General features: G+C 62.3%; 22 protein-coding genes. 12 read left to right on the plus strand and 10 right to left on the minus strand.

Annotated features, from left to right (window positions below; all coding sequences use genetic code 11):
- Positions 1-3: 3 nt before the first annotated feature.
- Complete coding sequence (locus AC0L2A_RS13030; RefSeq protein WP_473609157.1) at positions 4-1,152, minus strand: pyridoxal phosphate-dependent aminotransferase; 1,149 nt, start codon at positions 1,150-1,152, stop codon at positions 4-6.
- Between the two features lie 207 nt (positions 1,153-1,359).
- Here AC0L2A_RS13030 and AC0L2A_RS13035 point away from each other — a divergent pair, with 207 nt between their 5' ends.
- From AC0L2A_RS13035 to aat, 6 genes are all read left to right on the plus strand, one after another.
- On the plus strand, positions 1,360-2,754 hold the full coding sequence (locus AC0L2A_RS13035) for a M48 family metalloprotease (protein ID WP_473495172.1): 1,395 nt from the start codon (positions 1,360-1,362) through the stop codon (positions 2,752-2,754).
- 123 nt (positions 2,755-2,877) lie between these two features.
- Complete coding sequence (locus AC0L2A_RS13040) at positions 2,878-3,681, plus strand: DsbA family protein (RefSeq protein WP_473609158.1); 804 nt, start codon at positions 2,878-2,880, stop codon at positions 3,679-3,681.
- A gap of 307 nt (positions 3,682-3,988) precedes the next feature.
- Positions 3,989-4,423: a type II 3-dehydroquinate dehydratase gene (gene aroQ / locus AC0L2A_RS13045; protein ID WP_031254564.1), complete on the plus strand. Its 435-nt coding sequence runs from the start codon at positions 3,989-3,991 to the stop codon at positions 4,421-4,423.
- A 26-nt stretch (positions 4,424-4,449) separates the two neighbouring features.
- Positions 4,450-4,908, plus strand: a complete 459-nt coding sequence (accB, locus tag AC0L2A_RS13050; RefSeq protein WP_023798158.1) for an acetyl-CoA carboxylase biotin carboxyl carrier protein — start codon at positions 4,450-4,452, stop codon at positions 4,906-4,908.
- Between the two features lie 19 nt (positions 4,909-4,927).
- Positions 4,928-6,271: an acetyl-CoA carboxylase biotin carboxylase subunit gene (gene accC, locus AC0L2A_RS13055; protein ID WP_128246567.1), complete on the plus strand. Its 1,344-nt coding sequence runs from the start codon at positions 4,928-4,930 to the stop codon at positions 6,269-6,271.
- 29 nt (positions 6,272-6,300) lie between these two features.
- Positions 6,301-6,918: a leucyl/phenylalanyl-tRNA--protein transferase gene (gene aat / locus AC0L2A_RS13060; RefSeq protein ID WP_091591262.1), complete on the plus strand. Its 618-nt coding sequence runs from the start codon at positions 6,301-6,303 to the stop codon at positions 6,916-6,918.
- Positions 6,919-6,943: 25 nt separating this feature from the next.
- Here the strand turns inward: aat and AC0L2A_RS13065 are convergent, their stop codons facing one another.
- From AC0L2A_RS13065 to AC0L2A_RS13075, 3 genes are all read right to left on the minus strand, one after another.
- Positions 6,944-7,312 (minus strand): hypothetical protein, encoded by a 369-nt coding sequence (locus tag AC0L2A_RS13065; protein ID WP_287234631.1) that lies wholly within the window; start codon positions 7,310-7,312, stop codon positions 6,944-6,946.
- 117 nt (positions 7,313-7,429) lie between these two features.
- Positions 7,430-8,023 carry a DUF2155 domain-containing protein gene (locus AC0L2A_RS13070; protein WP_473609159.1) on the minus strand — a complete coding sequence of 198 codons (594 nt, stop codon included), beginning with the start codon at positions 8,021-8,023 and terminating at the stop codon, positions 7,430-7,432.
- A 266-nt stretch (positions 8,024-8,289) separates the two neighbouring features.
- Positions 8,290-8,688, minus strand: coding sequence for an NADH:ubiquinone oxidoreductase subunit NDUFA12 (locus tag AC0L2A_RS13075; RefSeq protein WP_023798164.1), 399 nt, complete (start codon positions 8,686-8,688; stop codon positions 8,290-8,292).
- A 248-nt stretch (positions 8,689-8,936) separates the two neighbouring features.
- On the opposite strand from AC0L2A_RS13075, the gene panB reads away from it, so the two are divergent.
- Together panB and panC are read left to right on the plus strand one after the other, a co-directional pair.
- Complete coding sequence (gene panB / locus AC0L2A_RS13080) at positions 8,937-9,779, plus strand: 3-methyl-2-oxobutanoate hydroxymethyltransferase (protein ID WP_473609161.1); 843 nt, start codon at positions 8,937-8,939, stop codon at positions 9,777-9,779.
- Complete coding sequence (gene panC, locus AC0L2A_RS13085; protein ID WP_473609163.1) at positions 9,776-10,627, plus strand: pantoate--beta-alanine ligase; 852 nt, start codon at positions 9,776-9,778, stop codon at positions 10,625-10,627. The genes panB and panC overlap by 4 nt, the downstream gene beginning before the upstream one ends.
- 134 nt (positions 10,628-10,761) lie before the next feature.
- On the opposite strand, the gene AC0L2A_RS13090 is transcribed toward panC, so the two are convergent.
- The 5 genes from AC0L2A_RS13090 to AC0L2A_RS13110 form a co-directional block, all read right to left on the minus strand.
- Positions 10,762-11,214, minus strand: coding sequence for a phasin (locus AC0L2A_RS13090; protein WP_027154463.1), 453 nt, complete (start codon positions 11,212-11,214; stop codon positions 10,762-10,764).
- Positions 11,215-11,470: 256 nt separating this feature from the next.
- Positions 11,471-11,959 (minus strand): GNAT family N-acetyltransferase, encoded by a 489-nt coding sequence (locus tag AC0L2A_RS13095; protein WP_128168559.1) that lies wholly within the window; start codon positions 11,957-11,959, stop codon positions 11,471-11,473.
- 4 nt (positions 11,960-11,963) lie between these two features.
- On the minus strand, positions 11,964-13,463 hold the full coding sequence (gatB, locus tag AC0L2A_RS13100; protein ID WP_473609164.1) for an Asp-tRNA(Asn)/Glu-tRNA(Gln) amidotransferase subunit GatB: 1,500 nt from the start codon (positions 13,461-13,463) through the stop codon (positions 11,964-11,966).
- A gap of 344 nt (positions 13,464-13,807) precedes the next feature.
- The gene (locus AC0L2A_RS13105; protein ID WP_023798170.1) at positions 13,808-14,239 is read right to left on the minus strand and encodes a CBS domain-containing protein; all 432 of its coding nucleotides are present in this window, start codon (positions 14,237-14,239) and stop codon (positions 13,808-13,810) included.
- A gap of 102 nt (positions 14,240-14,341) precedes the next feature.
- Positions 14,342-15,100, minus strand: a complete 759-nt coding sequence (locus tag AC0L2A_RS13110; protein WP_473609165.1) for a rhomboid family intramembrane serine protease — start codon at positions 15,098-15,100, stop codon at positions 14,342-14,344.
- 420 nt (positions 15,101-15,520) lie between these two features.
- On the opposite strand from AC0L2A_RS13110, the gene AC0L2A_RS13115 reads away from it, so the two are divergent.
- From AC0L2A_RS13115 to AC0L2A_RS13130, 4 genes are all read left to right on the plus strand, one after another.
- Positions 15,521-16,159, plus strand: a complete 639-nt coding sequence (locus AC0L2A_RS13115) for a PAS domain-containing protein (RefSeq protein ID WP_473609167.1) — start codon at positions 15,521-15,523, stop codon at positions 16,157-16,159.
- A 117-nt stretch (positions 16,160-16,276) separates the two neighbouring features.
- Positions 16,277-16,894, plus strand: coding sequence for a PilZ domain-containing protein (locus tag AC0L2A_RS13120; protein WP_027154470.1), 618 nt, complete (start codon positions 16,277-16,279; stop codon positions 16,892-16,894).
- 271 nt (positions 16,895-17,165) lie between these two features.
- Positions 17,166-17,774 (plus strand): transglutaminase-like cysteine peptidase, encoded by a 609-nt coding sequence (locus AC0L2A_RS13125; RefSeq protein ID WP_287074461.1) that lies wholly within the window; start codon positions 17,166-17,168, stop codon positions 17,772-17,774.
- A 710-nt stretch (positions 17,775-18,484) separates the two neighbouring features.
- Entirely contained in the window at positions 18,485-18,901 is a 417-nt protein-coding gene (locus tag AC0L2A_RS13130; protein ID WP_473609168.1) for a hypothetical protein, read from the plus strand.
- 152 nt (positions 18,902-19,053) lie between these two features.
- Here AC0L2A_RS13130 and AC0L2A_RS13135 read toward each other — a convergent pair whose 3' ends face one another.
- Entirely contained in the window at positions 19,054-19,893 is an 840-nt protein-coding gene (locus tag AC0L2A_RS13135; protein WP_473609169.1) for a hypothetical protein, read from the minus strand.
- Positions 19,894-20,691: the final 798 nt, after the last annotated feature.

Here is a 20,691-nt window from a genome sequence, read left to right on the forward strand (position 1 = left end):
ACGCTATCTCAGCCAGCGCTCGATGCGCATCATCGCCTCGACCATCTCGTCGTGGCTGCCGGCATAGGAAAAGCGCATGGCTCGATGACCTTGAAGCGGATCGAAGTCGCGACCGGGCGTCGCCGCCACATGCGCCTCGGCCAGCATCTTGCGCGCGAAGGCCATGCTGTCGTTGGTGTGCCTGGTGACATCGCAGAAGGCGTAGAACGCCCCGTCCATCGGTGCCGCCAGGGTAAAGCCGAGTTCCGGCAGGCGTTGCATCAAAAGCTCGCGATTGCCTGCGTAGCGCGCCTTCACCGCCTCCAATTCCGCGGTTGCCTTGAACGCCTCGATCGCGGCGATCTGGGACAGTTCGGGCGGTGAGATGTAGAGACTCTGGGCGATGCGCTCGACCGGCCGCACCAAGGGTTCCGGCAGCACCATCCAGCCGATGCGCCAACCGGTCATGCAGTAGTATTTCGAGAAGGAATTGATCACCGTCACGTCAGGGCCGCAGGCAAGTGCTGTGCTGTCCGGCGCAGCGTAAGCCAGCCGATGGTAGATCTCGTCGGAGATCACGGCGATGCCGAGCTCTTGTGCCGTCGTCACCAGCGCCGACAGCTCGTCGGCGGGGATAATCGCCCCGGTCGGATTGGCCGGGCTGGCAAACAACACGCCCTTCAGCGTCTTTTCGCGATGCGCAGCCTTCAGATGCTCGGCGTGGAGATAGGCATCACCGTCGAGCTCGATCTCGACGATCTCGATGCCGAGCGCGGCCATGATGTTGCGATAGGCCGGATAACCGGGTGCGGCGATGGCGACACGGTCGCCTGGATCGAACATCGCCAGAAATGCCAGGTTGAAGGCGGCCGACGATCCGGTGGTGACGGCGATCCGGCCGGGTGAAACGGCCAGCCCGTAGTGGTCGGCATAGTGCTGCGCGATAGCCTCGCGCAGGCCCGCAAGACCCAATGCGTCGGTGTAGCCGATGCGCCCAATCTTCAATGCGTTCGTCGCCGCTTGCCTGACTCCGGCCGGCGCCGGATCGGACGGCTGGCCAACGGCCATGGAAACGACCGGCACGCCTTTAGCCTTCAGCCGATTCGCTTCCGCCAGAACGTCCATGGCGTGGAACGGCTCGACGTCGCCGCGACGCGAAAGCGATACAACCATTTGACCTCATTTCCTTGTTCGCCCTTGGGTCCGCCCTTTAGGTCAGCCCTTTGAGATCGCCCATGGGCCGGCGCTTGCCGGCTGCCGGCGCCGAGCTTTGGCGTCCCGCGCCGCACAAATGCCCGATTGATGTGAGGTTCACAAGTTCAGTAAAGTTTCAGTGCCGACTTTTCATCCTTCACCCGCTCGTCTACCAGTGGACCTGCCATGTTGAGCCGACCCAAATCGACGATAGCCAGGGCAGCGCGCGCCTTCGCGACGCTTTCGCTTGCCGCGACGGTCGCTGTGACCGGCACCGTCAGCGCTTTTGCGCAAAATGTGCCGGTGGTGCGCGATGCCGAGATCGAGGCGCTGGTGCGCGCCTATGCGCGGCCGATCTTCAGGGCCGCGGGTCTGCCGGAAGACGGCGTCGACATCGTGCTGGTCAACGACCAGAGTTTCAACGCCTTCGTTGCCGGGTCCCGCCTGTTCATCAACACCGGCGCCCTGATGTCGGCGGAGACGCCCAACGAGATCATCGGCGTCATCGCCCATGAAGCCGGCCATATCGCCGGTGGCCACCAGCAAAAATTGCGCAACCAGCTCGAACGCGCCAAGACGATGGCCATCATCGCGACGCTGCTTGGCGCCGGTGCCATGGTTGCCGGCGCCACCAGCAAAAGCCGGGGCCTGGCCGGCGCCGGCATGGGGGTTGCAGCTGGCGGCGGCGAGATGGCGCAGCGCAGCATCCTCGCTTATCAGCGCACCGAAGAGATGACCGCCGACCGCTCGGCGATAACCTACCTCAATGCCACCGGCCAGTCCGGCCTGGGCATGCTGAAGACCTTCGGCCGCTTTCAGAGCGCACTTTCGCTGTCGGGGGCGCAGGTCGACCCCTACCGGATCAGCCATCCGCTGCCGCGCGAACGCATCGCCAACCTCGAAGTCCTGGTCAAAAAAAGCCCCTACGTCGAAAAGGTCGATCCGCCGGCGCTGCAGCAGCGGCACGACATGATGCGTATCAAGATCGCTGCCTATATGGGAGGTCAGGCCGCCGCATCGCGGCTGATGCGCAAGATGCCGGGAAGCCTCGCCTCGCAATATGGCGACGCGCAGACGAGCTTCCTTTTCGGCAATCTGGCCGGGGCGCTTGCCAAGACCAACGCGCTGATCAAGGCACAGCCGAAGAACCCCTATTTCCAGGAATTGCGCGGCGACATCCTGATGAAGGCGAACAAACCGAAGGCTGCCGCGGAAGCCTATGCCAAGGCGGTCAGCCTCGACCCAGCGCGATCCGGGCTGCTGCCGGTTTCCTACGGCCAGGCGCTGATGGCAGTCGGCACGCCCGATTCCCTGGAGAAAGCGGTGGTGCAGATCAACAAGGGTCTCGCGCGCGACCGCGAAAACGCCGTCGGTTACCGCCATCTTGCGCAGGCCTATGGCGAGCTTGGCAACATTCCGGCCGCCGACCTTGCGACTGCCGAGGGCCATTTCTATTCTGGCGCCTACAAGGATGCCAAGATCTTCGCAATGCGCGCGCAGATGAAAATGAAGCGCGGCGAGCCGGGCTGGATCCGCGCGCAGGACATCATAAACTACGCACCATCAGGCAAGAAAAAGTGAACCTTCCGGCCGTGCGCGGCGACAAGTAGTCGGACCAATCGGGTAGACGAACCGAACCAATCGGGTAGTCGGGCCAATCAGGTCGGACAACCTGGCCGGAACCAGGCAAGAGGATCAGGGATGATGAACAAGGCAATTCTGCTGGGCACCACGGGCGTGGCAGTCGCTCTCGCCATGCTGGGTTTCGGATTCGTGACCGGAAGTCCGCAGACGGCAAAGGCCGATGCCGCGCAGATTGCCCAGGCAGCCTCCGCCGACACCAAGATCGACCGGGCTGAAGTCGAAGGCATCATCCGCGACTATCTGCTGAAGAACCCGGAAGTGCTGCTGGAAGCTCAGGAAGCGCTCGAGGCCAAGCAGAAGGAGGCGCAACGCGTCGCCAGTCTCGACGTCATCAAGGATGCCAAGGACCAGATCTTCAACTCGGCCTTCGACGGCGTCGTCGGCAATCCGAACGGCAAGGTCACCATCGTCGAATTCTACGACTACAATTGCGGCTACTGCAAACGCGCCATGGAGGACATGCAGACGCTGACGACAGCCGATCCGGATCTGCGCTTTGTGCTCAAGGAGTTCCCGATCCTCGGCCCGGATTCGCAGAAGGCAAGCGTCGTCTCGATGGCCTTCCACCTGATGATGCCGGAGAAATACGGCCAGTTCCACAACGCGTTGCTCGGCGCCCAGGGACGCGCCACCGAAGCGGCGGCCATCAAGGTAGCGCTCTCGCTCGGCGCCGACGAAGCGACGCTGCGCGAGAAGATGAAGGATCCGTCGATCGCCGAGGCCCTCTCCAAGACCTATGATCTTGCCAACAAGCTGGCCATCACCGGAACGCCCTCCTATGTGGTCGGCAACGAGGTGGTGTTCGGTGCACTCGGCCAGGACGTGCTGGCGGAGAAGATCGAAGCGGCCAAGGCCGCACTCTGATCGGCGGCTGGCTTTCGGCGCAGGCCATTTTCCGCCTGTTGTGGACAGCGAAAGAACCCACTTGCGCTCTTTTCGCAGGCGTCTAAGCCCATTATAGAGGCCCGGTGCGCCGACTGATGCCGGCGCTGATGTGGTGGATTTGAAGTTCCTGCTGCTTTGGTGGCGTCAGTGTTCAGGAACTTTAAATCCACCACATCAGAAATGTATAAATTGCCAGTGTGGCTTTGAAGCCGAAATTCGTTCAAAGCGCTGCTCCAAGGTATTGCGAATTTCGGATTCGAAACCACACCGGGAAAAGGTCGGCATTTTGAAAACGGTTTTCGTCCTTAACGGTCCCAACCTCAACGCGCTCGGCAAGCGCGAGCCGGGCATCTATGGCGGCAAGACGCTGGCCGCGATCGCCGACGATTGCAAGCAGGCAGGTGCGGCACTTGGGCTCGAGATCGATTTCCGTCAGTCGAACCATGAGGGCGACCTCGTCGACTGGATACAGGAAGCCGCCGACAAGGCTGTCGGCATCGTCATCAATCCGGGCGCCTACAGCCACACCTCGATCGCCATTCACGACGCCATCCGCTCCGTCGCGCCATTGCCCGTCGCCGAAGTTCATCTTTCCAACATCCATGCGCGGGAATCATTCCGCCACGTCTCCATGGTCTCGCCGGTCGCCGTCGGCGTGATCTGCGGGTTCGGGCCGCTCGGCTACACACTGGCGCTGCAGGCGCTGGCCGCACGCCTATGACCGGCCAACAAACAGAAGGCTCGAAAATGTCGATAAAAAAGAATGGTGTTGACCAGCAGCTTATCCGCGATCTGGCGGGCATACTGAACGACACCAACCTCACCGAGATCGAGGTCGAGCTGGGCGACTTGAAGGTGCGCGTGTCGCGACAGGCGCCGGCCGTCCATGCGGTCGCCGCAGCGCAGCCCGCCTATGCGCCGCCGGCAGCGCAGCCGGCTGGCGCAGCCGCCCCGGCAGCGGCCGACGTGTCCAAGAACGCAGTGGCCTCGCCGATGGTCGGCACCGCCTACCTGGCGCCATCGCCCGACGCCAAGGCGTTCATCGAAGTCGGCCAACAGGTCAAGGAAGGCCAGACGCTGCTGATCATCGAGGCGATGAAGACGATGAACCAGATCCCCTCGCCGCGTGCCGGAACGGTGACGGCGATACTGTTCGAGGATGCGCAGCCGGTCGAATATGGCATGCCGCTCGTCGTGATCGAGTAGAGCCGGGAACAGCCGAAAAATGTTCCAGAAAATCCTCATCGCCAATCGCGGCGAAATCGCTCTGAGGGTGCTGCGCGCCTGCAAGGAGCTCGGCATCCAGACAGTGGTGGTGCATTCCACCGCCGACGCCGACGCCATGCATGTGCGGCTCGCCGACGAGAGCGTCTGCATCGGCCCACCGCCGTCGCGCGACAGCTATCTCAACATCCACCAGATCGTCGCGGCGTGCGAGATCACCGGCGCCGACGCGGTGCATCCGGGCTACGGATTCCTGTCGGAGAATGCCAAATTCGCCGATATCCTCGCCGCGCACAACATCACCTTCATCGGCCCGTCCGGCGATCACATCCGCATCATGGGCGACAAGATCGAGGCCAAGCGCACCGCAAAGCGCCTTGGCATTCCGGTGGTGCCCGGCTCCGACGGGGCGGTCACTGAGGAAAAGGAAGCCAGACGCATCGCCGCCGAGATCGGCTACCCCGTGATCATCAAGGCGTCGGCCGGCGGCGGCGGACGCGGCATGAAGGTGGCGCGCAGCGAAGCCGATCTTGTGGTCGCACTGCAGACGGCGCGCTCGGAAGCCGGTGCCGCCTTCGGCGACGACGCCGTCTACATCGAGAAGTATCTCGAAAAGCCGCGCCACATCGAGGTCCAGGTGTTCGGCGACGGTGCCGGCCGCGGCGTGCATTTCGGCGAACGCGACTGTTCGCTGCAGCGCCGCCACCAGAAAGTCTGGGAAGAGGCGCCCTCGCCGGCGCTCAATGCCGAGGAGCGCGCACATATCGGCGGCGTCTGTGCCAAGGCGATTGCCGATCTCGGCTACTCCGGCGCCGGTACCATCGAATTCCTCTATGAGAACGGCGAGTTCTATTTCATCGAGATGAACACGCGCCTGCAGGTCGAGCATCCGGTGACGGAGGCAATCACCGGCATCGACCTCGTGCATGAGCAGATCCGCGTCGCCTCGGGCGGCGGGCTTTCCATGCGCCAGGAAGAGATCCGCTTTCAGGGCCACGCCATCGAATGCCGCATCAATGCCGAGGATCCGCGCACCTTCACCCCCTCGCCCGGCACGATCACCCACTTCCACACGCCGGGCGGCCTCGGCATCCGTGTCGATTCCGGCGTCTATTCCGGCTACAAGATCCCGCCCTACTACGACAGTTTGATCGGCAAGCTGATCGTGCACGGCCGCAATCGCGTCGAATGCATGATGCGGCTGCGGCGGGCGCTCGACGAATTCGTCGTCGACGGCATCAAGACGACGCTGCCGCTGTTTCGCGATCTCGTCGGCAATGCCGATATCGCCAATGGCGAGTATGACATCCACTGGCTGGAAAAATATCTGGCCGATGAGGATTAGGACGTGAACTTATAGAATATAATGGCGCGATGACCCGTCCCTACGCGCCAGGCTATCGCATCCCGACCGACCTGTTGCTCAAGGCCTACGCCTCGGGGGTCTTTCCGATGGCCGAAAGCGCCACCGATCCGGAAGTGTTCTGGGTGCGGCCGGAGACGCGCGGCATCATCCCGCTGGATGGTTTTCACACGCCCAAAAGCCTGAGGAAGGCGATCCGGAAAAACCTGTTCGATATCCGTTTCGATTTTGATTTCGAGGCGACCATCGACGGCTGCGCCGAGAGGCGCGAGGAACGCCGGTCGACCTGGATCAATGCGCCGATCCGCGAGGCCTATGTCGAACTCCATCGGATGGGCCATTGCCATTCGGTCGAAGCCTGGCGCGAGGGTCGGCTGGTTGGCGGCCTCTACGGCGTTTCTCTTGGCCGGGTGTTCTTCGGCGAAAGCATGTTCGCCAGGGAAACGGACGCGTCGAAGGTCTGCCTGGTGCACCTGGTCGAACGCCTGAAGGATCGACACTTCGCCTTGCTCGACACGCAGTTCACCACCGAGCACCTCAAACGCTTCGGCGCGGTCGACGTGCCAAGGGGCAAATACGAAAAGATGCTGGCCGACGCGCTGAAGGGCGAGGCGGTGTTTTTCCCATGATCTGCGCCAAAGGTCGGGTTTTTGGTCAGGTTTTTGCGGCAGGCTCAAGCGGCGTCTGCGCGTGGAACATCATCTTCCAGCCATTGACGCGATGGACATAGCCGGTGCTGACCAGCGCCGCATAAGGCTCGCCATTCTCGCGCGTGGCATGGGCCTCATAAGTCAGCATGACAATGTCGCTGCCCGGCTCGATGATGCCCTTGAGGTCGATGTCGAGATCGCGCCAGCGATTTAGGCCCGTCGCGGTTTCGGCCAGATCGGCGTTGCTCATCGTTTGCGCCATCTGTGGGAAAGCCACCAGGCATTTGGTGTCGGCATTGGCTTTGAAATAGGCTGCGTCGCCGGTCCAGAACCCTTTTTCGAGATCGAGGAGTTCGTTCTTGTTGGCCATCATGGGAACATCTCCGTAACGCCAGCCATGACCAACGCACGGAGAATAAGGCGGTTCCGGAAGGCTCAGTAGGGATCCCGACAGGCGATCCCGCACGCCAGGCATTATAACTGGTCTTGGCTAATTGGTTTTGGCCGCGTCGGGTGCCGGCACTTCCGACTTCTGCTTGCAGCCCTTCAGCCAGACGTCGTAGACGGCGTGCTCGACGGCGTTGAGGCCGGGGCTTTCGGCAAACATCCAGCCGGTGAAGATACGGCGGATCTTGCGATCCAGCGTGATCTCGTCGACCTCGACGAAAGAATCGGTCTTCGGCTCTTCGGTTTGCGGCTGCGAATAGCAGATGCGCGGCGTCACCTGCAAAGCGCCGAACTGCACCGTTTCGTCGATATAGACATCGAAGGTGATGATGCGGCCGGTGATCTTGTCGATGCCGGCGAATTCGGCGACAGGATTGGTGATGCGTTGTGGTGCGGCCGGTGCCGCCGGCGCCACTGTCGCATCCGGTTCCACTGTCGCATCCGGTTCCATTGGCGCATCCGGGTCCACTGGCGCCTCAAATTCCGTCGGCGCCCCCGGGTCCACTGGCGCCTCAAATTCCGTCGGCGCCCCCGGGTCCACTGGCGCCTCCAGCGTCTGGGCGGCGGCCATGGCGCAAGCGACAAAAGCGGCGGCCGTCGTCAGTCCGCCTATCGAAATTCGGCTGAAAATGCTCATGCAGGGATCCGGTGGTTTGCGCCCGGGGTGATTCTGTCGCGCCCAAGGCTAGTCGCTGCTGTCAGATCGACAAGCTGCTAAACGCCAATTGTGGCGATAAAGGATCGATCCGCCCATGGCGAGCGGTTAGAGGCCGTTTGGAAACTCTACTCTGGCGGCCATCTGACGGCGCTTTCTGCGCTTCCGGTGCACCCAAATGTCCGCTCCGCGCCGGTTCTCGAAACCACCACCATATGACTCGCCAGAGCGAATTTCGAAACAGTCTCTTACGACCCCGGCGTCCAAGCGTCGTAATCGCCGGTCACCTGCGGGCGGTGCTGATTGCTGAGTATCGAGCCCTTGGGGCGATAGGCCGCGGCACTTCCGGTGAGGTTCGGCTGATGCGGCTTCTGCCAGTCGCGTGGCTTGTAGGTGTCGCTCGTCGGCGGGACATCGACGCGGTGATGCATCCAGCCATGCCAGCCGGGCGGAATCATCGAGGCTTCCGAATAGTCGCGATAGATGACCCAGCGGCGGGTGCGGCCTTCCGAATCGACACCACCCTCGTAGTAGACGTTGCCAGCCTCGTCCTGCCCGACTTTCTTGCCATGCCGCCAGGTGTGGAAGCGCGTGCCCAGCGTCTGGCTGTTCCACCAGGTGAAAAACTGCAGAAGGAAAGTCTTCATCCAAAATCCTCGCGGCAAGTCCTCGCGGCGGCAGCGGCGGCGCCTGTTTCCTGCTTATGGCGTCAGGCCGTCGCCAAGGCAAGGGTTTTGCCGCATGAGCCGCGCAAATGGCCGTCGGAAAACCGACGCATCGTGGCAAGCCTTTCGCGTCCTGTCGAGGCATGCCTTGCCAAGGCTGCCCGGTCTTTCTAAAGCTCAGCGCGCCGCATGCAGGTACCCAGCCTGATTGACGGTTGAGGGAGGGAATGATGGCCCCAGACGCATCCGGCGCCGATCCGCGGATCAGTGCCAGCTCCATTCGCCTGCGCAAGGGCGGCGAGCCGATCGTCTGCCTCACCGCCTATACCTATCCCATCGCTCGCCTGCTCGACGATCATGTCGACCTGCTTCTGGTCGGCGACAGCGTGGCCATGGTTCTCCATGGCCACAAGACCACGCTGGGCGCCTCGCTGGAGATGATGATCGCCCACGGACAAGCGGTGATGCGAGGGGCAGCCAAGGCCTGTGTGGTGGTCGACATGCCGGCCGGAAGCTATGAGGCAACGCCGCGCCAAGCCGTCGCCTCGGCGCGGCGGATTGTCGGCGAAACCGGTTGCCAGGCCGTCAAGCTGGAGGGTGGCGTCACAGTTGCCCGACAGATTGCGGCGATTGTCGCTGCCGGCATTCCGGTCATGGGACATATCGGCTTGCAGCCGCAATCGGTGAAAAGCGACGGCGGCTACAGGATCAAGGGCCGGACCGACGAGAATGTGGCTGCGCTTTATCGCGACGCCGAAGCGGTCGAAAAGGCCGGCGCGTTCTCGGTGGTCATAGAAGGCACCGTCGAGACCGTCGCCGCCGACCTCACCCGGCACATTTCCATTCCAACCATCGGCATCGGCGCCAGCGGCGACTGCGACGGCCAGATCCTGGTCATCGACGACATGGTCGGCCTGACCGTCGACCGGGTGCCGAAATTCGTCAAGCAATATGCCGACCTGCGCAGCGTCATATCGCAGGCGGCAGCCAGCTATGCAGCGGAGGTGCGCAGCCGGACATTCCCCGGCCCGAGCCACGTTTTTTCGGCCGCAGCCGACAAGAGCGAAGCATGAGCCGACCTCTCGTCGTCGACAGCGTCGCCGCCCTTCGCGCGCAAATCCGCGACTGGCGTCGCGATGGCGTTAGCCTTGCCATGGTGCCGACCATGGGTGCGCTGCATGACGGCCATATCTCGCTGATCAGGATCGCGCTGGAGAAGGCCGATCGCTGCGTTGTCTCGATCTTCGTCAACCCAACCCAGTTCGCGCCGAGCGAAGACCTCGACAAATATCCGCGCCAGCTCGGCCGCGACCTCGCTCGGCTGGCCGAGGCCGGCGCACAACTTGCCTTCACCCCTGGTGTGGCGCAGATGTACCCGGCCGGCTTCGCCACCAAGATCTCGGTCGGCGGGCCAGCCGCCGGGCTGGAATCGGATTTCCGGCCGACCTTCTTCGACGGCGTCGCAACCGTCGTGGCAAAGCTCTTCCTGCAGGCGTCGCCCGACTGCGCGGTCTTTGGCGAAAAGGATTATCAGCAGCTTTGCGTCGTCAGGCAGCTCTGCAGCGATCTTGATCTACCGGTGGACATCATCGGCGCGCCAACAATACGCGACGCGCACGGGCTCGCCATGTCGTCACGCAACGCCTATCTCGGCGAAACCGAGCTCGCGGTGGCGCGCCAGCTCAACGCCATCTTGCGCCGAACGGCGGCGGCACTCGCGGCAGGCGCGGATGAAGGCAGTGCGACCGCCGAGGCCAGCCGCGCGCTGGTCGAGGCCGGCTTCGACAAAGTCGACTATGTCGCGGCGCGCGAGAGCCTGACGCTCGCCCCGTGGCGGCCAGACCGCGACGGACGCCTGCTCGCAGCCGCCTGGCTGGGCAAGACCAGGCTGATCGACAATGTGGAGGTTCCCTCCGCCTGAAGTGCGTCGCGTTTGGATGGATTCATGCGACGCGCTTCAAGTTGTTGCTTTGATGCATGTCGTTATTGCAAAACCGCTTCGCACCCTCGGTTCAAGCCCGAGGCCGTGCTTTTTGCGCGAATGCCTTAGGCCAATCAGGCGACCTTGAGATCCTTCATCGCCTTCTCGTAGACATCTTTGATCGGCTTGGATACGTCTTCGGCGGCTTTCGTCGCCGCCGCCTGAAGCTCCTTGCTCTGCTCGACCGTCTTTTCCACCTGCTTGCGCAAGAAGTCTGTCTGCAGTTCGACGAACTCGGAGGGCGATTTCACGGTAACCAGGGCTTCGAGGTGAGAAAAGCTGGCCTCAACATTTGCGCGCAAAGCGGCGATCGTCTTCAGCGACAGCTCATTGCTAGCGGTCTTGGCTGTTTCGAAGGATGACTCAAGAGCCTTCTGAGTCGCCTCGGCGCCGGTCGCCAATTTCGATAAGGCTTCTTTCGATTGCTCGACGCCCTTTTCGGCGACAGCGCGGAACTGATCGGTTACCTCGGTCTGGACTTCTGCATTCTCAACGTTTTCAGCAGTTTTATCAGCGGTCTTGGTCATAGTTTCCATCCTTTGCGGTGGGCGGCCTTTGTAGAAAGGCCGTCTCGTTCATCTAGAACCTGACGTTACGGCATCTGCAGTGCATTGCAATATTTTTGTGCGTCGCACCATGCTTTTTTGCCTCAGCGTTAGCCACTGGTGAATTTCGACCTGCGGGCTTGTTTTTTGCGGACCGCGATTCCGCAATTCAGCCCGCAACCGACCGGCGCAGCCCCGTAAAAACGCAACTGACTGCGACCTGTCAGGCCAGGCAAATCTATTCGATCGCCTTTTCCAAAATCAGCGCCGGCAGCCCTGAGCCACCGCCACAGTCAGCAGTGTTCCCGGCCGGCAAAAACCCTTTCGAGCGATAGAAGGCGACGGCGGGAGCATTTGCCTCTTCCACTTCGACACGCAGCGTCCGCGCTTCGGGAAAGCTGGCCTCGACCTCTTCCAGCAGCGCCTGGCCGATCCCTTGCCTCTGGCAGGCCGGATGCACGTAGAGCTGGTTCAGCATGACGATCCTCGCATCCGTGGTGGCTGCGGCGAACGCCATGCCGCCAATGCGGTTGCCGTCGTCTGCGACCAGGAATTCGGAGTTCGGCCGTGTCAGCCGCGCCTTGAGCGAGGCGATCGAATGCCATTCATCTGTTATCTCAGCGACTTTGGCAGCACCATAGATGGCGTCGTAGGTGGCGTGCCACGTTTCGACCAGCAACGCCCGGACCGCGGCAAGATCGCGCTCGCCAGCGGTGCGAACGAACATCATCCTATTCGATCCCGAGCTTGGCCTTGACGAGGTCGTTGACGGCCTGCGGGTTGGCCTTGCCGCCAGTCGCCTTCATCACCTGGCCGACGAACCAGCCGGCCATGCTCGGCTTGGCGCGCGCCTGCTCGACCTTCTCGGGATTGGCTGATATCACCTCGTCGACCGCCTTTTCGATGGCGCCGGTGTCGGTGACCTGTTTCATGCCGCGGCTTTCGACCAGCTGGCGCGGATCGCCGCCTTCGTTCCAGACGATCTCGAACAGATCCTTGGCGATCTTGCCGGAGATGGTGCCCTCTTTTATCAGATCGGTGACCGCGCCGAGCTGATCGGGCGAAACCGGAGCATTTTCAATACCCTTGCCGGCTCTGTTCAACGCACCGAGCAGATCGTTGATGACCCAATTGGCGGCAAGCTTGCCGTCGCGACCAGCAGCCACCTTCTCGAAATAGTCAGCGACCGCCTTTTCCGACACCAGGATCGAAGCGTCGTAGGTCGACAGGCCGAGCGAGGAGATCAGCCGCGCCTTCTTGGCGTCGGGCAGTTCAGGCAGATCCTTTGCCAGCGCATCGACATAGGCCTGGTCGAATTCCAGCGGCAAAAGGTCGGGATCCGGGAAATAGCGGTAGTCGTGCGCTTCTTCCTTGGAACGCATCGAGCGCGTCTCGCCCTTGTTGGGATCGAACAGCCGCGTTTCCTGGTCGATCTTGCCACCGTCCTCAAGGATGGCGATCTGGCGGCGCGCCTCGTAGTCGATGGCCTGGCCGATGAAGCGGATCGAGTTGACGTTCTTGATCTCGCAGCGCGTGCCGAATTCGCCGCCGGGCCGGCGCACCGAGACGTTGACATCGGCGCGCAGCGAGCCTTCGTCCATGTTGCCGTCGCAGGTGCCGAGGTATCGCACGATGGTGCGCAGCTTGGTGACATAGGCCTTGGCCTCGTCGGCGGATCGCATGTCGGGCTTGGAGACGATCTCCATCAGCGCCACGCCGGAGCGGTTGAGGTCGACATAGGACATCGTCGCATGCTGGTCGTGCATCGACTTGCCGGCATCCTGCTCCAGATGCAGGCGCTCGATGCCGACCTCGATGTCCTCGAACTCGCCCTGCCGGTCGGGACCGACGGAGACGATCACCTTGCCCTCGCCGACGATCGGCTGCTTGAACTGTGAAATCTGATAGCCCTGCGGCAGATCGGGATAAAAATAGTTTTTCCGGTCGAAGACCGATTTGTGGTTGATCTCGGCCTTCAGCCCGAGGCCGGTGCGGATCGCCTGCTTGACGCATTCCTCGTTGATGACCGGCAGCATGCCCGGCATCGCCGCATCGACGAGGCTGACATTGGCGTTTGGCGGCGCACCGAACGCCGTCGAGGCGCCGGAGAACAGTTTTGCTTGCGAGGTCACCTGCGCATGGACCTCGAGGCCGATGATGATCTCCCAGTCGCCGGTGGCGCCTGAAATCAGGCGCTTGGCGTCGGGTGTGCGGGTGTCGATGAGGGTCATGGCGGCCTGCGCGTTATCGGTGACGGAATTCACGTGAATTCGACGTTTAAAGTGAAGTCATCCGCTAATGCAAACCGCAAAAGGAGACAAGCGTGAAGCCGCAGGCTGGTAGGGGCAACCGTTATTGGAAAAGTTTGCGCTGCCCCTCACCTGCCTGCCGGCATCCTCTCCCCGTGTAGTGACGGGGAGAGGGGCGCCCGCATCAACGATTTCGCCAATCTCCATTGTAGCAAGAAAAGCCGCCAAGGCTGCGGCCGGCCCCTTCTCCCCGTCACTATACGGGGAGAAGTGCCCGGCAGGGCGATGAGGGGCGGCGCCGACTTCGACAAAACTTGCTGGCGATCTCACGCCGTCGCGATATAGGCCCTGATCTCCGCGGCCTCGCGCTCGACATCCTCGATGCGCCGCTTGACCACGTCGCCGATCGACACGATGCCGTCGAGCAGGCCGTCCTTTTCCACCGGCAGATGGCGGAAACGGCCACTGGTCATGATCTCCATGACCTCGTTGACGGTGTGGTTCTCATTGCAGATCTTCACCTTGGGGGTCATCGCCGAACGCACCGCGATATCCAATGCGGCGGCCCCTTCCCTGGCGAGGACCCGCACGACGTCGCGCTCGGAAAGGATGCCGACGATCTTGTGATCACCATTGGTGATGACCAGCGCACCGATCCTGTGCTCGGCCAGGATGCGAATGGCCTCGCTCAGTTTTTCGTTCGGCCCGAGCGTCAACACGTCGTGGCCCTTCTGCTCGAGAATTGCCTTAACAGTCATGGCGTCCTCCTCAGTTTACCTTGCCGGTTCCTGCCCTGACCGGCTTTCCCTAGTGCCAGACATCGTGCGCCGCGATCGATTGGTTTTCAAGTGCGGCGAGGCTCAGGCGCTGAACTCGTCCGCCTGCTGCCGCCGATCGAAAGCCCGCAGTCCGAAGAAGCCGGCGACGAAACCGCCAATATGAGCCTCCCAGGCGATCTGGCTGTCGATGCCGGGCGCGAAGGCAACGAGGCCGGTGGCGAGATTGATCACCATCCAGATGGCAAGAAAAGTCACAACGCCGCGCGAGCGGAACACCGCCGCCATCGGCAGCGGCGCGCCGGCGAAAGCGGCTTTGCCGGACGAGCGGTCGGTGCGGAAGCCGAAGCGCGCGGCGGCCCCCATCATGCCGGAAATCGCCCCCGATGCGCCGACCAGCGGCGCCTCGCCGAGCGGATGCACGGCCCAGAACAGCACCACCGCCGCCAGCCCCGTCGCGGCGAAGAACAGGCTGAAACGAAGCGCGCCGAAGCGGTTCGCCAGTGGTGAGCCGAAAGCCGCCAGCCACACCATGTTGACGGCCAGATGAGCAAAGCCACCATGCAGGAAGGCATAGGTGAAGGGCCGGGAAAACAGGAACCAGTCGAAGCCATATTGGCCAGTATAAAGAACTGGAATGAAGGCCACATTGTACAACAATGTCAGCAGCTGGCTTTGGCTAAGCACGTACTCCTGGATGAGATAGAGGACGACGCAGAAGCCGATCACCGCCAGCACAACGGGCGGCATGTTGAACACCGGCTCGCGGCGCGGCTCCGGCTCATGGCCGACAGGTCCGCCCTCGCCCTGTTCGATTTCCGAGGGGCTTGCTGGTTCGCTCATATGGCTCGCACTCAGTCGCTGGTTTCGACTTGGCGAGCATGTAGATCACGGTCACCCGATTCACAAAGGGCGAATCGCCCCACGCAAATCAAAACGGCGCGAATCAAAATTGGCGCGAATCAAAAAGAAGCCGTCCAAGGTTGCCCTTGAACGGCTGGTCGAGCCCCCATGCTCCCCCAAACTCTTGACTGAAATGCTGCCGATCGCTGCGAAACGACCGCTTCTGGAGTGGTTTTAACGTGCCACGGGCCTGGGCGGAGCGCAACGTAAACCAATTGTTAACCTTAACGGCCCCGACCCGTGAACAAGTGTTAACGATGCTGGCACGCATCCTGCTCCGCAACGCATGTAGGTCCTCGGAGGGCGCCCTTCTGTTCACCGATGGGACATCAGACGACAGATTGCGCGGAGCAGCATAACATGAACCAGAACGGATCGATCACGCTGTTCCATTATTGGAACCGGCTGCGTGACGGGCGCCCTGCCCCGAAGCGTTCGGAAGTCGAGCCGGCCGATATCAAGTCGCTGCTGGCCGACACATTCATCCTGGAAAAGGATACGCGCGGCGAAGCGGTATTCCGGCTCGCCGGCACCAGGCTTTGCGCGGTCTATGGCCGTGAACTCAAGGGGTTTTCCTTTCCCTCGCTGTGGCGCGAGAAGGACCAGCGGCTTATCTCGAAACTGATCCAGGGCGTCTTCGATCAGAAATCCGTCGTGCTCATCACCTATGAAGGTTTCAGCCGCACCGACCGTTCCAGCAAGTTCGAGCTGCTCGCCCTGCCGCTCGACGGCGGCGTCGACAATCCGCGCTGCCTCGGCGTGATAAGCGCCGCTGAAAAACCCTTCTGGCTGGGCGCGGATCCGATCGCCGACGCCCTGATCGATTCGATCCGTCTCGTCGATCCGGAGAAGGAACCGAAATTCCTCAAGAACCGGCCGGCCATCGACGTTCCCTCGCTTGTCCCGTCGGACCTCGATCCGTCCCAGACGATTTCGGCGCTCGGCCAGGCCCGCCGCATCCGTCATCTGGTCGTATTCGACGGCGGGCGCGGGGAATAATCCAAAATCCTAAAGTAGCGGCGTCAGGCTTTCCCCTTTGTTAACCCGCTTCGCTGTAGCTTTCCGGCGAAGTTCCTCGCATCAACGCGCGGAATGCCAAACGGGGTGTAGGCAGTCATGAGGTCAGCGGCGGTCGACACCGCGCCGTCCCAAGCTGAAAGGCGCAACTTTCAGCGCGTCCGCGTGAAGATCTATGGACGCTTCATGCTGGAGGATCGCACCGAACATCCGTGCCAGGTGGTCGACATGTCGCCGGGCAATGTAGCGCTTCGCACCGAGCGCATCGGCATGCCGGGCGAGAAAGTCATCGCCTATATCGATCACATCGGCCGCATCGAAGGCGTCGTCACCCGCATCCTGCAGGACGGATTCGCGATGACGGTCATCGCGTCGGAACGCAAGAAGGACAAGCTTGCAGCGCAATTGACCTGGCTTGCCAACAAGCACGAGCTCGACCTGCCGGAAGACCGCCGCCACGAACGCGTGGCGCCGCGCAATCCGACCAGCGTGCTTCAGCTCGGCGACGGGCGCCAGTACCAGTGCCGCATCATCGACCTGTCGCTTTCGGGCGCCGCGGTCGAGATCGACGTCAAGCCGGCAATCGGCATCCAGGTCATGCTGGGCACCATGCGCGGCCAGGTGGTGCGCCATTTCGAGGACGGCATCGCCATCGAGTTCGCGGTCATCCAGCGGCCGGAAACGCTCGATTCCGAATTCAACGCATCCGGCACCTGACAATCAGCGCACACTCCCGCAATCGACCGGCCCATTTCGGCCGGCTTTTTGTTGGAGCGCCGGTCAACGCAGCCTGCCACCAATGCCGCGCCAAGGCGCCGCGCCGCGCCGCGCCGATGTGATCCCCGCGAAAAACGCCTCAACAACTTTATACTGAAATGATTCAAATTTTATGTTTATTCTATAGGCGTTTTACTTAATGTCTACTTCGAGCCTTTGCGTCGAATAAATCCAATTGTGTCATTGTCTCCTCAAACGGGGAGACTGGACGATGAAGAAGACGAGGGGCAAGCTGTTGCTCTTGGCAATGGCGACGCAGCTTACCGCCTGGGGGACAGCGTATGCAGCGGGACCTGCCTTCATGCACACCGGCAGCCGCACCACACAGCCGGTCGGCCATTACGAGTTCTGCCAGAAGATCCCGCAGGAATGCAGTCAGCGGACGCCGAAGCAGGCGCCGATCGAACTGACCCGCAAGCTGTGGGCGAAGATCGTCAGCATCAACAATTCAGTCAACGGCAGGATCGCGCCGCGCACCGATATGGAACTGTGGGGCAAGGAAGAGGTCTGGTCCTATTCCAACAGCGAATTCGGCGACTGCGAGGATTATGCGCTGGAAAAGCGCCGCGCGTTGATGAACATCGGCGTTCCGGCCGGCGACCTGCTGATGACGGTTGCGCGCCAGCCGAACGGAGACGGCCACGCGGTGCTGACCGTGCGCACCAGCCTCGGAGAGTTCATCCTCGACAATCTCGAAACCAGGGTACTGTCCTGGACCAACACCGACTATACCTATCTGAAGCGCCAATCGAGCCAGAATTCGGGCGCCTGGGTAACGATCAACGACGGCCGCTCCGGCGCGGTTGCCAGCGTCCGCTAAGGACGCGACGCAAAAACCCGGTCGAGCCCCACTCCCCGTCCCCAACGACCGGGTTTAGGAGCCGGCCCAGTCCCCGGGCCGGCTCCACTTTTTTGAAGCGGCACGCTGTCGCAGAAGCGCCGCGCACTTTTGCGCGACATGCATTTGTGACGGCAGCGCCAGGTAGCGTCCGCACACTAGGGGCGAGCCTCCAGCACCATGTTGAACGGCGTCTCCGCGGCGCGACGGAATCGCTTAGGCTGCACCTCAGAATGGCAGCGACGGGATCAGATCGTGGCCTCCCCTCCCGCCAGCAACCGGGATGACGCCGGTACCGCTTACCGCGTCCTTGATGCACCGGATTGATCCCCTAGTTACCTCCGTGGGAGCCTTGGTCGCGAGTTTTGCCTGGGGGCAGCGGCGGTTGTGCCGTCCTGACTGCATGCTGCGGAAAGACGGTTCGACCGACGCACTTTATGGAGGTGGTCGTGCGTCAATCCTCTGAATCCAGCTGGGCATATTTCGCATTCGTTTGCTCGATCGCGGTAGCTTGCGCAGGAGCTGCCGCCGGCGGCGAGCGCGGCGGAGGCAATAGCGGTGGCAACCATGGTGGCGGAGGCAATAGCGCTGGCAGCCACGGTGGCGGAGGCAATAGCGCTGCCAGCCATCACGGTGAAGGCCGCAAAGACGGCGCGCACAAAGGACCCAGCGGCTCCAGCAGCAGGTCACCGGTGGATGACGATGAGACCAGCACCACTGCAACGGCGGCAGTTGCGGCAACCACGGCCGCCACTGCCGTCAGTGTCGCCCGGTCCGCAAGTGGACGGTCGCTCGACCTTCCGTCCAGCCTTCAGCCTCCTGGTGACGTCGACAGTCCAGCAACGGTCAGTCCAATCAGGGCGCTGCCGGGCGTCCCGGATGAAGTCGTTCGCGCCTGCCGTGATGCGATCGAGTCGGCCGCCGCCCCGTTTGGCGCGACCAGTGTGCGCGTCAGCAGCGCAGGTTCCATACGTCGGTTGAGCCCGGATACGATCTCAGCTCCCGTCGAGGTCAGCATCGACTATGGACGGCAAGGCAACGTGGAGACGCGGCAGGCGCCGATCAAATGCGAATTGAATGCTACAGGCAGTGTGATCGGGCTGACATAGCGTATCGCGCAGAACTACTCGCCGACGAGAGCAGAATGAATTCGAATGGGGTGATTCGATTCATCCTAGTCTACTCTCGCAATACACACGTGTCGCAATGATCTCAAAGAGCTTGGGCCTTCAACAGGAGGACCGCGCAGTCGTTTTGGAAGTCACTCCAATGTCGCCTGTCTTGGCCTGAGGGGATAGGGAAGTGTGAGAGAACGCACCCCCGCAATCCGCGCCGGGTCGCGAGCCTTGCTGCGTGCAGTCTTCTGGCTGACAGCCTCCACCCCGCCGGCAGCGGCGGCTGCGCGGCCAGCGCGCCGCTTCAGCGGCGGCTCAATCTTGGCGCTGCGACGCTCAGCCCTGAGCCTGTCATTGTCCGCGCGCGCGGCGGCCAGGTCGCGGGAAAGAGAAACAGTGACGTCACGTTGCTTGTCCAAAGCCTCCTTCAGCTTGGCGACCTGTAGCAAAAGTGCTCGGGCGGCGTCGCGCTCGAGGCGAGCTTTATCGAGGTCCTCATGGGTCGAGACTGCCGCAGCGCGTTCTCGTGCCAGAGCATGCGCCGTCTCGGTTGCAGTCTGCTCCACTCGTTCTCTCGCTGCGACGGCGCCGGTCAATTCCTGCTCAGCCGCGTCCGCGCGCTCCATGAGCGCAGCATTGGACAGTTTCACTTTGGAGAGCTCGCCACGAAGTTCGTCTGACTTTCGGCGTTCGTCATCGAGCATTCCGCTCGCTTGCGCCAGCGAAGCCTTGGCCTTGGCGCGATCCTCGGCGGCCTCGGTCTCAAGCCGCTCAATTTGCGCCTGCGCTCGCGATAGATCGCGCGCCACCCATCCGGCTCGCTGACGCTCCAGGTGAGCAGCGGGCATCTCCGTAAAGACATAGTTGGTGGCCTCGCTCAGCATCGTGCGGGCATCTCCCGCAAGGCGCCGCAATGCGTCAGCTGTACGGGCTGCCGCGAGCTCGTTGCGCAATTGCTCCTGGCGTACGTTGGCGGTGGCTGCCATGCTTGTCCTCAGCGCGTCGATCTCCTTGCGCGACTTGAGCAGCGCTCGCTGCAGAGCGGCGCTCCTGGCGCGCTCACCTTCCGCCGCCCGGCGCTCCTGGCCGTCCAATTCATTCGCTGCGGCTGCCTGAGCACCAGCTGCTCCGACTTGCGCCCGGGCAGCCGTGAGATCCGGGCTGAGCAATTCGACACTCGTGCGCTCGTCTCCCTGAGCTGGCCTACGCACATCCAATGCAGCACTCGCCGGAAGCTCGAAGGATCGCGAAAGCTCCGGATTGACGTTGCCCTGGACCAGCGAAATGGCGGGGGCGCTTTCGACCCAGTTTTGTCTCGTCATCGCATAGCTAAGCGGCACGGCCAGACAGATTGCTGCGACGCCAAAGCGGGGCACAAGACCGATCGGCCTGCGAACGCGAGGAGGTGAGGCCGTCGCTGTGGTGGGGTCGGGATTCTCCGCGAGGGCGAGTTGCGTCGGCATACGGCTCAGAGCCCTGACTGGACTAGTTAGGGCGGCAAGATCAGCCGCCACCTGCCTATGGACATAGCCAGCGATTTCCCTGATCGATGTCGCAAGTCGGCCGGGTTGCGCTATGTTCGTCGCGGAAGCGAAAGCGTTGGTCTGGGTCACAGACGAACTCTCGCAAGCTTCGGAGATCACGTCGAAATACTCGATTTGCACCCCGAACCGAAGGCTATTGGCATCCTGACGTCGAATACCCAGGTCTGCCGTGTCTGAGGGCACGGCAACCTGAGAAGAAGAAGCAGGCTCGGTTGCAAGGTCGACGGGGCTTTCCCAATC

Source organism: Mesorhizobium sp. WSM4844 (assembly GCF_055811775.1).